The organism is Tolypothrix sp. VBCCA 56010 (genome assembly GCF_050875635.1).
Lineage (GTDB): Bacteria > Cyanobacteriota > Cyanobacteriia > Cyanobacteriales > Nostocaceae > Hassallia.
The window spans coordinates 1-14,637 of sequence record NZ_JBPAOH010000180.1 but is presented as its reverse complement, the minus strand read 5'-3'; the positions used below and the strand labels follow the sequence as shown (position 1 = coordinate 14,637).

11 protein-coding genes and 1 pseudogene are annotated in these 14,637 nt (G+C 42.3%); 5 read left to right on the top strand and 7 right to left on the bottom strand.

The genetic code is table 11. The features are described from left to right. Positions 1-327 precede the first annotated feature (327 nt). Both AABK37_RS35890 and AABK37_RS35885 read left to right on the top strand, forming a co-directional pair. The gene (locus AABK37_RS35890) at positions 328-1,569 is read left to right on the top strand and encodes an MDR family MFS transporter (protein ID WP_432556225.1); all 1,242 of its coding nucleotides are present in this window, start codon (positions 328-330) and stop codon (positions 1,567-1,569) included. Between the two features lie 469 nt (positions 1,570-2,038). Then, entirely contained in the window at positions 2,039-3,958 is a 1,920-nt protein-coding gene (locus AABK37_RS35885; protein WP_432556224.1) for an iron uptake porin, read from the top strand. A gap of 79 nt (positions 3,959-4,037) precedes the next feature. On the opposite strand, the gene hisIE is transcribed toward AABK37_RS35885, so the two are convergent. Together hisIE and AABK37_RS35875 are read right to left on the bottom strand one after the other, a co-directional pair. Next, positions 4,038-4,676, bottom strand: a complete 639-nt coding sequence (gene hisIE / locus AABK37_RS35880) for a bifunctional phosphoribosyl-AMP cyclohydrolase/phosphoribosyl-ATP diphosphatase HisIE (protein ID WP_432556223.1) — start codon at positions 4,674-4,676, stop codon at positions 4,038-4,040. A 103-nt stretch (positions 4,677-4,779) separates the two neighbouring features. Next, positions 4,780-4,968: a ChaB family protein gene (locus AABK37_RS35875; protein ID WP_432556222.1), complete on the bottom strand. Its 189-nt coding sequence runs from the start codon at positions 4,966-4,968 to the stop codon at positions 4,780-4,782. A gap of 105 nt (positions 4,969-5,073) precedes the next feature. Here AABK37_RS35875 and hemL point away from each other — a divergent pair, with 105 nt between their 5' ends. Beyond that, on the top strand, positions 5,074-6,372 hold the full coding sequence (gene hemL / locus AABK37_RS35870) for a glutamate-1-semialdehyde 2,1-aminomutase (protein WP_432556221.1): 1,299 nt from the start codon (positions 5,074-5,076) through the stop codon (positions 6,370-6,372). 106 nt (positions 6,373-6,478) lie between these two features. Here the strand turns inward: hemL and AABK37_RS35865 are convergent, their stop codons facing one another. Together AABK37_RS35865 and AABK37_RS35860 are read right to left on the bottom strand one after the other, a co-directional pair. After that, entirely contained in the window at positions 6,479-6,604 is a 126-nt protein-coding gene (locus AABK37_RS35865; protein WP_432556220.1) for a hypothetical protein, read from the bottom strand. Continuing rightward, positions 6,592-6,735, bottom strand: a complete 144-nt coding sequence (locus AABK37_RS35860) for a metallothionein (protein ID WP_432556226.1) — start codon at positions 6,733-6,735, stop codon at positions 6,592-6,594. Before AABK37_RS35860 ends, AABK37_RS35865 begins: the two co-directional genes overlap by 13 nt. Before the next feature lie 495 nt (positions 6,736-7,230). Between AABK37_RS35860 and AABK37_RS35855 the strand changes: the two genes are divergently transcribed. Next, on the top strand, positions 7,231-8,850 hold the full coding sequence (locus AABK37_RS35855) for a protein kinase domain-containing protein (protein WP_432556219.1): 1,620 nt from the start codon (positions 7,231-7,233) through the stop codon (positions 8,848-8,850). 678 nt (positions 8,851-9,528) lie between these two features. Continuing rightward, complete coding sequence (locus AABK37_RS35850) at positions 9,529-10,302, top strand: FHA domain-containing protein (protein WP_432556218.1); 774 nt, start codon at positions 9,529-9,531, stop codon at positions 10,300-10,302. Between the two features lie 71 nt (positions 10,303-10,373). Here AABK37_RS35850 and recA read toward each other — a convergent pair whose 3' ends face one another. The 3 genes and pseudogenes from recA to AABK37_RS35835 form a co-directional block, all read right to left on the bottom strand. Continuing rightward, positions 10,374-11,450: a recombinase RecA gene (recA, locus tag AABK37_RS35845; RefSeq protein ID WP_039754493.1), complete on the bottom strand. Its 1,077-nt coding sequence runs from the start codon at positions 11,448-11,450 to the stop codon at positions 10,374-10,376. Between the two features lie 411 nt (positions 11,451-11,861). Then, positions 11,862-11,933: pseudogene (locus tag AABK37_RS35840) on the bottom strand (Uma2 family endonuclease); the annotation flags it as partial. 31 nt (positions 11,934-11,964) lie between these two features. Beyond that, a complete protein-coding gene (locus AABK37_RS35835; RefSeq protein WP_432556217.1) occupies positions 11,965-14,604 on the bottom strand; it encodes a S8 family peptidase in 2,640 nt (879 codons plus the stop codon). Positions 14,605-14,637 lie beyond the last annotated feature (33 nt).

Sequence of the window (14,637 nt, the reverse complement as noted above, 5' to 3'; positions counted from 1 at the left end):
AATCAGGCTTGGAGGCGCTTTTTTGTTACATATATTCATACAAACTCAGTCCGATAAGTCAAGTATCCCTAACAGGAAAAAATTAAGCGATCGCCATCAATCGCCGATGAAACCGTAAAGCGGTTGTGGAAAACCTGTAAAATCACTGTGGAAACTCTGTGGAATCAGTGAGGAAAATCAGCATGAATGATAAGAATTACAAAAAAGACAATTAGCCCCTTTGACAGATTAAAAATTAAAAATTATTTTTTAAATTTATAATTAACAAAACTTAAGCTAGAGCGATCGTTGAAATTTCCGCCCAAGTTCCAGTTCGCATCGTGGTTTTTGCCAATTCATCCCAAAGTCTGGATTTTGGCAGTTGGTAGGCTTCTGTTAGAAATGGGCACAGGCTTTACCCTGTTTTATGCCCCGATTTTTTTCGTCAACAAAGTCGGTTTATCTACAACCGCTGTCGGTTTAGCCTTGGGTAGCGCGTCGATTTCTGGTGTGGCAGGCAGGATTTTGGGTGGTATGGGTGTTGATTCTCCGTCGTGGGGACGCAGACGCACATTGTTGTTTTCAGCAGCGATTTCGGCAATTGGTTCTCTAGTATTATCTGCAAGCCACAATTTTGCTACTTTGGTAATCGGTAACTTAATTACAGGCTTGGGTTTGGGTTTATACTGGCCCGCAAATGAAGCCGTTGTCGCCGACTTGACACCAACTGAAAATCGCCGTGAAGCTTATGCGATTACGCGGTTGGCAGATAATCTCGGTTTGGGGATGGGAATTGTCTTAGGTGGCGTTTTGGTGACAACTACTGGCAGTTATCGATCGCTATTTATTATTGATGCAATTTCTTTTATTGTCTTTTTTGCAGTTGTTTATCTGGCGATCGCGGAAACTCGTCCACCAGATATGAGACAATCGCAGAAGACACAACATATCGCGTCTTGGATGGCAGCATTAAGCGATCGCCCTTTTTTGGTCTACATTGTCCTGAATATCATCTTCACCACCTACCTTTCCCAACTGCACAGCACCATCCCCATCTACTTGAAAAACTTTGTGTCGGTAGGGTCGGGACAAGGATTTTCAGAAACTACTATTAGTGGTCTTTTCGCACTGCATTTAGCGATCGCTATTCTCTCACAAATACCTGTAGCCCGTATCTTAAAATCCTTCTCTCACACAGTAGCGTTTACCTTTTCTTGCTTGCTATGGGCAGTTGGTTTCAGCTTCATCTGGGCTTGTGGCATTGCGACAACCGATAATCTAGTTTGGGCAGCTTTAGCATTGGCTATATTTGCCGTTGCTATAACCGCATTCACCCCCTCAGCCTCTTCATTAGTCACCGACTTAGCCCCCGAATCTCAACGCGGTGTTTATTTCGCTATCAACTCTCTGTGCTGGGCAATTGGCTATTTTATCGGTCCTCCCTTGGGGGGTTGGGCATTAGATCAACCGCGAATCGTTACCCATAGCTTTTGGTTAGGATTTTCCTTTAGTGTTGTCATCACCCTTGCCATTTTGCAATATCTCAATCGAATTTTGCCTACTCACACAAAAGTAGGAAATCAAGAGTAGGACATTCACTTTCGCCGCGTTGAAGAGTTAGAGATACAAACATACAAGAAGCGAGTTTGCTGATATTATCATTTAATAATGCCAATTTAACTTGTTTTTTTTTCAAAACTTTTTATACCATCCCATTATTAAAATACTATTTATTTCGTTTGATAGCAAGAAAAAAGTAAAATTTCTAATTACAACTCAATATTGAATAATTCCAACATCGCCAGCCATAGATTGAACACGAGTCGAGTATATAACAATCATAAAAATTATCAATGATTGTTTGTGTCAATTGTTGGCAGAAATAGTATTTACTATTATTAATGGTTGCAGTAGGAACTATAGAGTGTAAGTAAAATTAATTAAACAAATTTTTTCTACATTCAATTAAGTGTACCTTTACAGTTTCAATGGATGCCTTGAAGCTTAATTAACCATTGATTCCAAATTTTGCTTTTCAATCATGATGTGAGGAGTTGCCGTGAAAGTAAATCTGCTAGCTTCTGCTGGGGGAGTAAGTTTTCTGTACTTACTTGCTGGAATGTTACCTGTGCAAGCGATACCTACTTTTGAAGAAAGAGCATCTGACACCCAGGCTCTAAACTATTCTGAAAACATAGTAGTTTCCAGCAATAATATCTTTGATGAAACAAGTATCTCCATTAATGATAAAATCGAATCAGTACCTGTATTAAATAAAAAGCAGGAAAGTACAGATTTAGCAGTAGCTGCTTCTAATTTTTTTCCGCAAACAGTCTTAAAAAATTCTAATTCTTCAGACTCATCACGCTTAATAGCAGCAGCAGAAATACAGGAACAGGAACAGGTAACATCTGTATCGCAACTGTCTGATGTAAAGCCTACAGATTGGGCTTTTGCTGCATTGCAATCTTTAGTAGAGCGCTACGGTTGTATTGCAGGATATCCAAATGGCACTTATCGGGGCAATCGTGCGATGACTCGTTATGAATTTGCCGCTGGTTTAAATGCGTGTTTGGATCGAGTTAACGAACTGATTGCCACCGCAACCGCCGATTTGGTAAAAAAAGAAGATTTAGTCACCTTGCAAAGACTGCAAGAGGAATTTTCCGCTGAATTAGCGACATTGCGGGGTCGAGTAGACGCATTAGAAGCTAAAACTGCTGTACTGGAGGCGAATCAGTTTTCTACAACTACTAAACTGAATGGTGAAGCAATTATATCAGCTATTGGTGCCACAGGAGGCGCTCCGGGAAGGGATAATCCGAATATCGTCCTCGTAAATCGAGTGCGGTTGAATCTCAACACCAGTTTTACAGGCAAAGACTTACTAATTACTGGGTTGCAATCTTACAATTTCTTAGGCGGTGTAGATGGTTCTGGTAGCATTCAAGAAAGTTTGGGATTAGCTTCACCCATACTCAGTGCTAGTAGCGCTCGTACAAGTTTTGAACCTCAATTTCCTGGAGTAAACGTCAAAGATTTATCACCCGTCAGCGCCAACAGTATTCAGCTTTACAAACTACTTTACATCTTTCCCGTCGCCGATAAATTAACTTTGTTTGCCGGCACTGCTGCGGAAGTATCCGATGCTTTTCCTACTATCACTCCTTTTTATGGTGAAGGACAAGAATCAATTTCTCGCTTTGCCGGCTTAAATCCTGTAGTGCGCGTTTCTGGGGGTACATCAGGTACTGGTTTAGCATCAGCTGCTGGCTTTATCTTCAGCCTTTCAAAGCAACTCGATTTAAGAGCATTGTATGGCAGTGTAAACGCAAATCTTCCCAGTTCATCTCCCGATATACTTCCAGGAGTTTCTAACACACCATTGGGTGCCGGCGTATTTGGCGGTAGTAGCGTTGTTGCCGCACAATTAACATTTAGACCAACCAGTTCAATAGATATTGGTCTGAACTATGCCAATAGTTATCACGAAATAAACATCCTAGGTACAGGATTAGTTAGCGGCGATATTGGTTCTTTAGCTGGAGTTCCCCTAGGAATACCCGTCAAACTCAACTCCGTTGGTGGTACAGCCACCTGGAGATTTTCTCCCAAAGTCGCTTTATCTGGCTATGGTGCAGCGCTATTTGTTGAAGATTCTTCCGGTAGAGTTGATGCTTCCACCACCTTCACCAGTTGGATGGTAGGACTTCACTTCAACGATCTTTTCAGTAAAGGCAACAACGCCGGTCTTATCTTTGGTCAACCACTTTACCGTACCGACGCTGGTGGAGACGCTCAAGTTACACCTGCTGGTGCAAATAGAGCAGTTCCCTACCATTTAGAAGCATACTACCGCTTGCGCCTAACTGACAATATCAGCATCACCCCAGGCGCCTTTGTCCTATTCAATCCCGAAAGCGACAGCCGCAACGACACAACAACCGTAGGCGTACTTCGTACCACCTTCACCTTCTAAAATCTCTTTTCTTTCCCCTCCTCCTTCGCGTACTTCGCGCCTTCTCCTTCGGAGACGCCAAGGGCGAACGCGGTTCGTTTCACTTCCTTCTTTCCTGCAACTTCCGAAAAACCGCCTTTAAATCAACATGATGATGAGCCAAAGCGACCAAAGTGTGGTAAAACAAATCAGCAACTTCAGAAGCGATCGCATCTGGTTCATCATCCTTACAAGCCATCACCACTTCCGCAGATTCCTCGCCAATCTTTTTCAAAATCTTATTATCACCGCCAGCAAACAACTTACAAGTATAAGAATCTTCACTTGGATTATCGCGGCGATCGCATATCACTTGAAACAATTGCGACAACGTATCAGCTGGCGGTGCAGTAATTGTCCCATCTACTTGATGAAAACAACTGCGTTCTCCCGTATGGCAGGCAATATCTCCTAACTGCTCAACCCCAATTAATAGAGCATCACTATCACAGTCATAACGGATACTTCGTATTTTTTGCAGATGTCCCGAAGTCGCTCCCTTGTGCCACAAATTTTCACGCGAGCGACTCCAAAACCAAGTTTCCCCAGTTTCTAAAGTTTTCTGCAACGACTCTTGATTCATCCATGCCATCATCAAAACAGTACCATCCAGATAATCCTGGACAATTGCAGGTACTAGACCCCTGTCATCGTAGCGAATTTTCTCAACAGGGACTGAATGGGAATCAATCGAAAACATACCAGCTGCTGCAAGTAAATGCAAGAATAATTTATTGATTTACGATACCATTGTGGATGAAGCAGCTGGCGCAATTTTTTAAATTAAACTCTGTTATTTCATCTTAAACAAGAACATTCCTGTTCATCGCCGATTGCATTCTTACAGCACTTAAAGCTACTTTATGAGCCTTTGTTGCTTCGCCATACCAGTGTAGAGCCGAGTTAAAAGCTGCCCGGTAAAGATCCTGGTATGGCTCAGATAATCGAGAGCGAATATCTGAAGGCAAGTCTTGATTCGATTTATATAACATATTGTTATTTTCTTGGTTCAGGTAATTTACTACGATAGAGGTTCTAGGCAGCTATTACGCCTATCCTAAGATAGAGCTTTTTGTTTCCACTGTTAGGAGAAAACCTTGGTAAATACCACGATTAAAACTACAAAATCACAAGAAATCTTCGCGGCTGCTCAAAATTTAATGCCAGGAGGTGTGAGTTCTCCAGTCCGCGCTTTCAAATCCGTGGGTGGACAACCAATTGTGTTCGATCGCGTTAAAGGCGCGTACATTTGGGATGTCGATGGCAATCAATATATCGACTATGTAGGCACTTGGGGACCAGCGATTTGCGGTCACGCTCATCCAGAAGTGATTGCCGCGCTGCATGAAGCCTTGGAAAAAGGCACAAGCTTTGGTGCGCCTTCAGTGCTAGAAAATGTACTGGCAGAGATGGTCATTGCTGCCGTCCCCAGCATCGAAATGGTAAGATTTGTTAACTCCGGCACAGAAGCTTGTATGGCAGTGCTGCGGTTGATGCGGGCTTTTACTGGACGCGACAAAATCATCAAGTTTGAAGGCTGCTACCACGGTCATGCTGACATGTTCCTGGTGAAAGCAGGTTCAGGTGTGGCTACACTCGGCTTACCCGACTCTCCAGGAGTGCCAAAATCGACAACTGCCAACACTCTCAACGCGCCTTACAATGACTTAGAAGCCGTCAAAGCTTTGTTTGAAGAGAACCGCGACGAAATTGCTGGTGTCATTCTTGAGCCAGTCGTCGGCAATGCTGGATTTATTGCTCCAGATGCAGGCTTCTTGGAAGGCTTACGAGAGCTTACCCACGAGCATAAAGCATTATTGGTATTTGACGAGGTAATGACGGGCTTCCGCATTGCTTACGGTGGCGCTCAAGAGAAGTTTGGTGTCACCCCGGATTTGACCACTTTGGGTAAAATCATCGGCGGTGGTTTGCCAGTTGGAGCTTACGGAGGTCGCCAGGATATCATGTCAATGGTTGCTCCCGCAGGTCCGATGTATCAAGCCGGAACGCTTTCTGGTAATCCTTTGGCGATGACTGCTGGCATTAAGACGTTGGAATTGCTGCAAAAACCGGGTACTTACGAGTATCTTGACCAAATTACCAACAAGCTAGCTTCAGGCTTGCTGCAAATTGCTACTGAAACAGGTCACGCGGCTTGCGGTGGACAAATTAGCGGCATGTTCGGCTTATTCTTTACCTCAGGACCAGTCCATAACTACGAGGATGCGAAAAAGTCGGATACAGCCAAGTTTGGACGCTTCCATCGTGGCATGTTAGAGCGGGGTGTTTACTTAGCACCGTCTCAGTTTGAGGCTGGGTTTACCTCGTTTGCTCACACCGAAGAAGATATTGAGCGGACTTTGACAGCCGCACGCGATGTGATGTCTAGTTTGTAAGTTAGGGAATGGGGAAGGGGGAGACAAGGAGACAAGGAGAGGGGGGGATGGGGAGAGGGGGGGATGGGGAGACAAGGAGACAAGGAGAGGGGGAAAAGAATTATTCTCATTGTCTCGTTGTCCCCTTGTCCCCTTGTCCCCTTGTCTCCTTGTCCCCCTGTCCCTCTGTCCCCTTGTCCCCCTGCCCCCTGCCCCCTGCCCCCTGCTCCCAGTCTTTTCTTAACAGCCGCAACCAGTGTGAGCGCAGCCTTTCATGGTTTTGTGACCTTCAGCGCAAGCTTCAGAGCAATAAGATTTATCGTCTTTTTTAATACTATCTTCTAGGGAAACAATACATAGGCAAGAAGGACAAGCACATTTCATTTGGGTTACAGTTGTCATAATTTTTCCTCTGAATACTGAAGTTACTATAACATATGAACAACTGTTCAACTTTAATTTAATAAAATTTAATCTTACTGAAGCGATAAATTGATTTTGAGGCTGATTCGCTAGGAAAAATTATCTTGTCTATTCTAGGTTTGAGAAAAAATGTCAAAATAATATGTTTTCTTTAATTTGTAAAATTACTTGAGTAATAAAATTAATTAATACTAGATATAAATATTAATTCACGTAGGTAAATTTTGCGCGATCGTAACTATTCGGGTTTAAACCAAGACGAGTGAAAGTAGCTGGGAGCTTGAGTGGAGTAGATTTTCGGGGGTTTATGATTGCTTTACGCAAGCTGGTGGCTAACTTTAGCAACTCTTCAAAGGATTCCAGCAAAAATGACCTGGCAAAAGTAGATTTTTGTTTAAATAATGAAAATAGAGTTTAATGCTCCCCGTAATTATTCGTGCAGCGAGTTGACAGTGCATGAGCTACTGCTTAAATCCGATCTGTCCCAATCCAGAAAATTTGGCATACAGCCAAAGGTGTCAGTCTTGTGGCTCGCGGCTTTTGTTGCGCGATCGCTATCGGGTACTCAAACCATTAGGTCAAGGTGGTTTTGGTGCAACCTTTCTAGCCCAAGATGAAGCCTTACCAGGTGAACCAAGTTGTGTAATCAAGCAACTACGTCCTTCAGGAACCGCACCACACATTTTGCAGATGGCGCGGGAACTGTTTGAGCGAGAAGCGAAAACCCTAGGCAAAATTGGCAATCATCCCCAAGTACCTCGGCTGCTGGACTATTTTGAAGATCATGAACAATTCTACTTAGTCCAGGAATACATCAGTGGCGCTACCCTTCAACAGGAGGTGAAACGCGACGGAGTTTTGAGCGAAGCTGGAATTAAGCAATTCTTGAGCGAGATGCTGCCATTGCTACAATACATCCACGAGCGAAAGGTAATTCACCGCGATATCAAGCCAGCCAACTTGATTCGCCGCGATCAAGATGCCAGATTAGTTCTGATCGACTTTGGAGCCGTCAAAAATCAAGTTAGTCAAGTTACAAACCAATCCGAGCAAACAGCATTAACAGCATACGCAATTGGCACTCCTGGTTTTGCCCCTCCAGAGCAAATGGCTATGCGCCCAGTTTACGCCAGTGATATTTACGCGCTGGGGGTAACATGCATTTATCTGCTGACTGGCAAATCTCCTAGGGATTTGGACTACAATCCCACAACCGGGGAAATGATGTGGGAACAGCTTGTACAAGTGAGCGCTCACTTAACACAAGTGCTGCGAAAAATGCTCGAAGTCTCAGTACGCAATCGCTATCAGTCAGCGGAAGAAGTACTCAGAGCACTGGAAATGGAACCATACCTGGAGAGTTTGGCACAAAGTATGGTTGCTCAATCTTCTGTGAGCGTGAAAGAGCGAACTTCTCTAACACGCAACCATTTGGAAGATTCTGGTGTATATTGCAGCAATCCTTCTAGCGCTTCTTCTAGTGCAGGGGTTCAGCAGGTAGCAGCAGCAATTCGCGCAAGACGAGCCAAAGCCGCAGAACAAGCAGCTTTACAAGCTCCAGAAATACAGAAGGGAGTGATGACCACAAAATCAACTACTTTGGCTAGCAGCAATAGTAGTTCGCATCAAAATACTAAAGTTAGTCGGAAATTAGATACTCAAGGTTTATTAACGGCTTACGTTAAAGGAAGACGAGATTTTGCCCAACACAATTTGAATCTACTGAATTTGCAAGGAGCAGACTTATCGGGAACGAATTTCCATTCCTCTCAATTGGAGAAAATCAACCTCCAAGGAGCTAATCTCCACAACAGTGACTTTGGCAGAAGCTCTCTTAACCGTGCGAATCTCAGGGACGCTAATTTGAGTAAGGCTTACTTTAGTCATGCAGATTTAGAAGCAGCAGATTTGCGAGGTGCAGACCTTAGCTATGCTTATCTTAATAATGCCAATCTTCGAGGTGCTAATCTGTGTGGTGCTAATTTAACTGGTGCGAAAATTTCTGAGGATCAGCTGGCACTAGCTAAGACTAATTGGATGACTGTACGCCCCAATGGTAAACGAGGCTTATTATAATTTTAGATTTTGCGTTCGCGTAGCGTGTCGCAGACAAAAGTTTGAGCGCCGGCGTCCGGCGTAGACGCTTTGCGGCTTGCCGCAGGCATCAAAGCTTTTCAAGACGGATTTTGCGTTCGCGTAGCGTGTCGCAGACAAAAGTTTGAGCGCCGGCGTCCGGCGTAGACGCTTTGCGGCTTGCCGCAGGCATCAAAGCTTTTCAAGACGGATTTGAGATAAAGGCAATCCAAAATCGGAAATTTCAAATTGAAAACAATTTTAATTGAAGTCATGAAACACAGCTATTTACAGTTATGCTGCAAATTGTGGGGCATAAACAATCCTTACAAATAGTTTTGAGTTTCATGCCGTGGCAATTATATGTTGTCAAATAAATATTTTATTTAAACCTATATATTACTATTAAAATAATCTGCTTGCTTTTTTTTTAATATTTTATTTATAAATTTCCGATAGAAAAATTTATTTGTTACATTTCGCAAAATACATCGAAGTGTAACAATTTTTTTGTAAAACTTTTCATAATATTTAAGTGGTAATGCGGTTACTGCTAACAGCAAAGAAACTTTAACCTAAAATGATAAATCTTAATGCGCTTTGGGCAGCTCAATTATCAAGAATTGCAGCGTCAAGCCGAAAAAGCAATTATCCCTGGTTGTAGGCTGAGACCAAAGATTCATGAGCGAAATCAGCAAGTTAAATTTGTTTGCCGTAAAAAGCTCACCTATGATGGCTGAGTGTGCAGAAAACGAACTAGAACGGAGATTGGGTTTATACCAGGTATTCCTGAAGCTGTATGAACACCATAGCAGCCTTCTAGACGAAATTCTGGAGTTGGAAGATTTATATCAACCGTCGTTGACGGGGGTAAAGCCGCTTTACATACAGGGTGTAGTAGATACCTCTGTTGTTTATGTGGTAACAAATTTGTGCGAGTCAACACAAAGTCTACGACAGCCACAGCAAATCTGGACAATCGGTCGCGATCGCGCATGTGGAATTCAAATTGCTGATAGATATTTGTCTCGTCATCACGCTGCGATTCAATATGTTGAACAACAAGGCTTTTATTTAATTGACTTTAATAGCACCAATGGTTCCTATGTAAATTCTGAACTTGTTTATCAGCCAGTATTGCTTAAAGATGGCGATCGCATCAGCTTAGGAAACATGACTTTTTATTTTTTTATTAATCATTCCCACCGCGTTTTACCGACTGTAGCAGTAGAGTTATTAATGCAACTTGTACCCACAAACGCATCTGACAGGATACAAATACTTACTTCTCCCCTGGAAATACAAAAACATCTAGCGGCAAAGCTAGATGATGTACAAATTAGTAAAGATACGAATTTAATTGAAAAGCTGCAACATCAAATTCACAGCTTAAGTGCAGAGCAACAGTCAGACATTTTAGATCGCTTTTTTAATAGACAAACGTCTGATAAGTAAAGTAGCACATAGATAAAATTGCTAGTGGCTAATTATATTAATATAGTTAGCCATTAACAATGTTCTAAGTGTTATTCTTCTAATTCTTCGATTTCATCCTCTTCGTCTTCGTCTGTCTTCTTCACAGAATTAGCCGAAACGACAGCCCCCATTTCTAGCTTTTCACGAACCTGCTTCTTAATTTGGTCAGCAAATTCCGGCTTTTCTTCTAGGTACTTGATGGCGTTGTCTCGACCTTGAGAGATGTTGTCACCGTTGTAGCTATACCATGCTCCCTTGCGAACCAAGACACCAGTTTCTTCTGCTAGGTCAACAATACAACCTAGGGTAGAAACGCCTTTACCAAAAATAATGTCAAATTCCGCGATTCTAAAAGGCGGCGCGACTTTGTTTTTCGCAACTTTGACTTTGACGCGGTTGCCAAATTCATCAGTACCTTTTTTCAAGGTTTGAATTCGGCGAATATCCAAACGCACGGAAGCGTAAAACTTTAAGGCATTACCGCCAGTGGTAGTTTCTGGGCTACCGTAGGTGACACCGATTTTTTGCCGCAACTGGTTGATGAAAATAACTGTGCAACCTGATTTACCGATATTACCAGTAATTTTACGTAGAGCTTGGCTCATCAATCTCGCTTGCAGACCAACGTGAGTATCTCCCATTTCGCCTTCAATTTCAGCGCGGGGAACCAATGCTGCTACCGAGTCGATAACTACAATGTCAACAGCAGCGGAGCGAACGAGTTGATCGACAATTTCTAAAGCAGATTCTCCGGTATCAGGTTGAGAAATCAGCAAGTTGTCAATATCAACACCTAACGCCGCCGCATAAGTGGGGTCAAGGGCGTGTTCAGCATCCACATAAGCGGCGATGCCGCCTTCTTTTTGGACTTCGGCGACTGCGTGTAGGGCTACAGTGGTTTTACCAGAACTTTCCGGTCCGTAAATCTCAATCACCCGTCCCTTGGGTAATCCGCCGCCTAATGCCAAATCCAGGGTGAGCGCTCCACTGGAAATTGTTTCCACACGCATCCGGGTAGCGTCACCCAGGCGCATGATTGCTCCTTTACCAAAGCTACGCTCAATTTGGGTGAGTACCATGTTGAGGGCTTTTTGCTTGCCTGCATTATCAGTGGTGTTAACAGCCATTCCTGCCTCTAAATATATGGATTTAAGGAGTGTGGATTTGATTTGACTAGAACAGATATACTATTTTGACATTTTTTAGCCGCGATCGGCTACATAGTTTAAGACGGATTTCCCGGCTATGTCGTTGTTACGACATGCTTTATGTTCTCCAGCTGGGCAATACTTCATTTTTAACAGAAAAGCGTGACAAGATTCTAACGCGATCGCTTCTACAAGTCACTCCTGTTTGTTTAACTCGTTTAATTATTGTGTAAACCAGACGTTTAGTTTCCGCCCGATAAGAATCATACTAACTCATAGCGCGGGTTAACTTAGAATTCTTTTAACAAGCGCTGCCAAACGTTGCGATCGTTCCCAGGACAGTCAACAGCAAATTACCCTGATATCCCACTAGCGCAACCAGGGTAATTATACATTTTGATAGTGACCTTGCCAAATTCCCAATTCTACACCCATTAATTCTATCGGATAATGTCTACGCTCATAAAGCAGGCGATCGCTCGACCGTGACCCACTATAGAGATTGAATCTCTACCTCAGCCTGAACTTCTGTTTCAACTTGAGCTTCAACAAAAGGCGTATAAATTAGAACACCAGCTTGTATAGCTTCAAAGCTTACAACAAGAGAATATGGAACACTAGCTTCTGGATCGTTATTCCAACCTTCATGTCCAACTACTGCAATAGAGAATGCTTCTGTGAGTTCAAATGAATTTACAACTGTCCAATCCTTCTGAAGGGTTCCTGCACTTCTAGAAACGCCCTCAATTTTCCCGTGGTTTTTTGATCTTTTACCAAGAGTCCATTGGAAGCCTTTATCCCCTTTTTCAGCATCTTCTGGAGCATCATGCTCCTTCAAAACCCTGTTCATAAAACTTTGTCGATCTTCTCCTTTCTTACTACATTCCCAATCAAGCCAAGTTGAAAGATATTTTCGGCGATTTCGGCGAGTTCGGCGTGGTTGTGCTTTGTACGATAAAGTGACTTCCACAAGAATCTCTAATGCCTCTCCCGGAGAACGTAATTTTTCTGGCAATTTTACTTCGTAAACATGAGCTTGTTTAGCTGTAATACGACGCTCTCCTGTTGTCATTAAAGTGATTCTATTGGGAGCATTACCCAAAGCACGATCAACATTAGGAAGTCCATAACCAATTTGACGAATAACGTGCAATTTATCAACATCATTTGCCATTGTCCATTCTGGCCATCTGGCTGATTGCACTATTAAAGCACGGTAAAGAAGACAACTTTCATTAGGTAACTCAGCAGCTAGACGTGCTGCAATATGACTTACTTTTGGTGCTGCAAAGGAAGTACCAACTTTATCAGTTCCAACTGCTGAACCACCATTTAAAGTTGAGCGTACTAATTCCGGACAAACATCATTACGGATAATAATACTAGGTGGTGTATTTTCATCTTTTACTAAATCACCACCATATTCAACTACTTCCGGTTTAATAGTATTCCAAATTCCGAACCCAGAACATGAAAAGGCTGAGGGTTTATCTTTTTGTGCAATCGAAGAATAGGGTGGTGTATGATAAGAATTCAAGGCAATTGAGCCAACTGTTAAAGCTTGAAAACTTTGTGCAGGGTTAGCAATTCTGCTTGAATCTTCTAATAGATAATCTGGGTATTGTCGATTTGCTCCAATATGTTCTTTTGCAGATAATCTTGTAAATCCAATTCTACCGTCCGGAGGTAAATTTCCTGCTGCAACAATAAACAGAATATCCCTTTGCCATGTCAAATTGTCAATAGACGATGCCCAAGCACTCATATACCGGGTTAGGCAGGGAACGGAACCAGTAATAGAATGGTTAAAAATTCTAGTTCCTGTTTGTTCATGATAAATTTCTACAATTTCACCTAGAAGATTCGGTGGAAATAGTTGTTTAGGTAGTTTGCGGTTAGCCTGAAGAACTCTGGCATTTTGAATCCAGCAAACAGCCTTTTCATTACCACTACGAGGTATAGTTCTTGGATAAAGGACTGCACCAGCGACACTTGTTCCATGTCCACCATTGCTAACATAGTCTGGAGTTTTATGAGTTTCTCCCGGAACCCAAGACCTTGAGTTTTCTGAATCAACTGCTGCTCTTAGTAGAGAATGTCTTTCTTGAATACCACTATCTATAACGCATACTTTGGGAGCATTTAATTCTGGCGCTTCTAGTTTAAATGATGGAGAATCAGTATCAGATACGTCCTTCTGCTGAATAATTTCAGCAAACTCATCTGGCTCACTAACATCAAAAATGTAGGGAAAATTTTCGACTAAATCTTTTAGACCTTTACCTAAAATTTGAATTCGACATGAAAAACTATCAGGCAACCTTGCTGTACCAAGCTCACCCCCATCATCTTGAAAACCTTTGATAATCTTGCCTTGATAAAATTGAATAAACTCTTCAAATTCGTCTTGCCTTTGCCATGATATTTCTTCCCATTCTTGTTCTGTTAACTGACGTTTTTGAATCCACTTGTTAACTCGCGTTGTAAAATTATCATTAGTTTCATTAGGTTGGAATTTGGGATAATTAGCCAGCTTGGTTTTGGTTCCTACACAAGCAACACCTACATCAACAGTGTATATCTGCTCTTCCTTTATAGCAAGCCATTTCTCATATAATTCAGCAAATAAGTTTGGAGAAAGAATCAATTCTGGCTTTTTTTTCCCGTCTATTACTTCCCAAATTTCAGCAACTTTATTACCACCATACTGCTCATTAATAAATTTTTCTATCTTTTTTTGTAGCTCACTAAGTTCTAAATCTGCTGATGCACCGATAATATATCCATCTTCTGTATCAGCAATCAATTCAATGCCATATGCTTTTAAACCATCTGGATTAAAAGAATCAGGATCAATTTCTAAGATAATACGTCGAGTTTTAAGTGGCGGCTTTCCTTCTTGCTCTCGTTCTTCTTCAGTTTCTTGCCATTCAAAGATCAGGGAGTCAACCGAACCTTTAAGTTTACTTCCATGTCCCTGGCGATTACCTAGATTAACGACTGTTATGGGATTCTTTTTTCCTCCTCCTGTTGGTGGTACAGCACTTCCTTGTCTTGTTAACTGGGAGCATCCCATTTTGGCAGATTTACTAGTGATGGCAAAATAGAGGGAAATATATAAGCCGCATATCAAAGTGATGACTCAAGAAAAGCAAGCACGTCTACA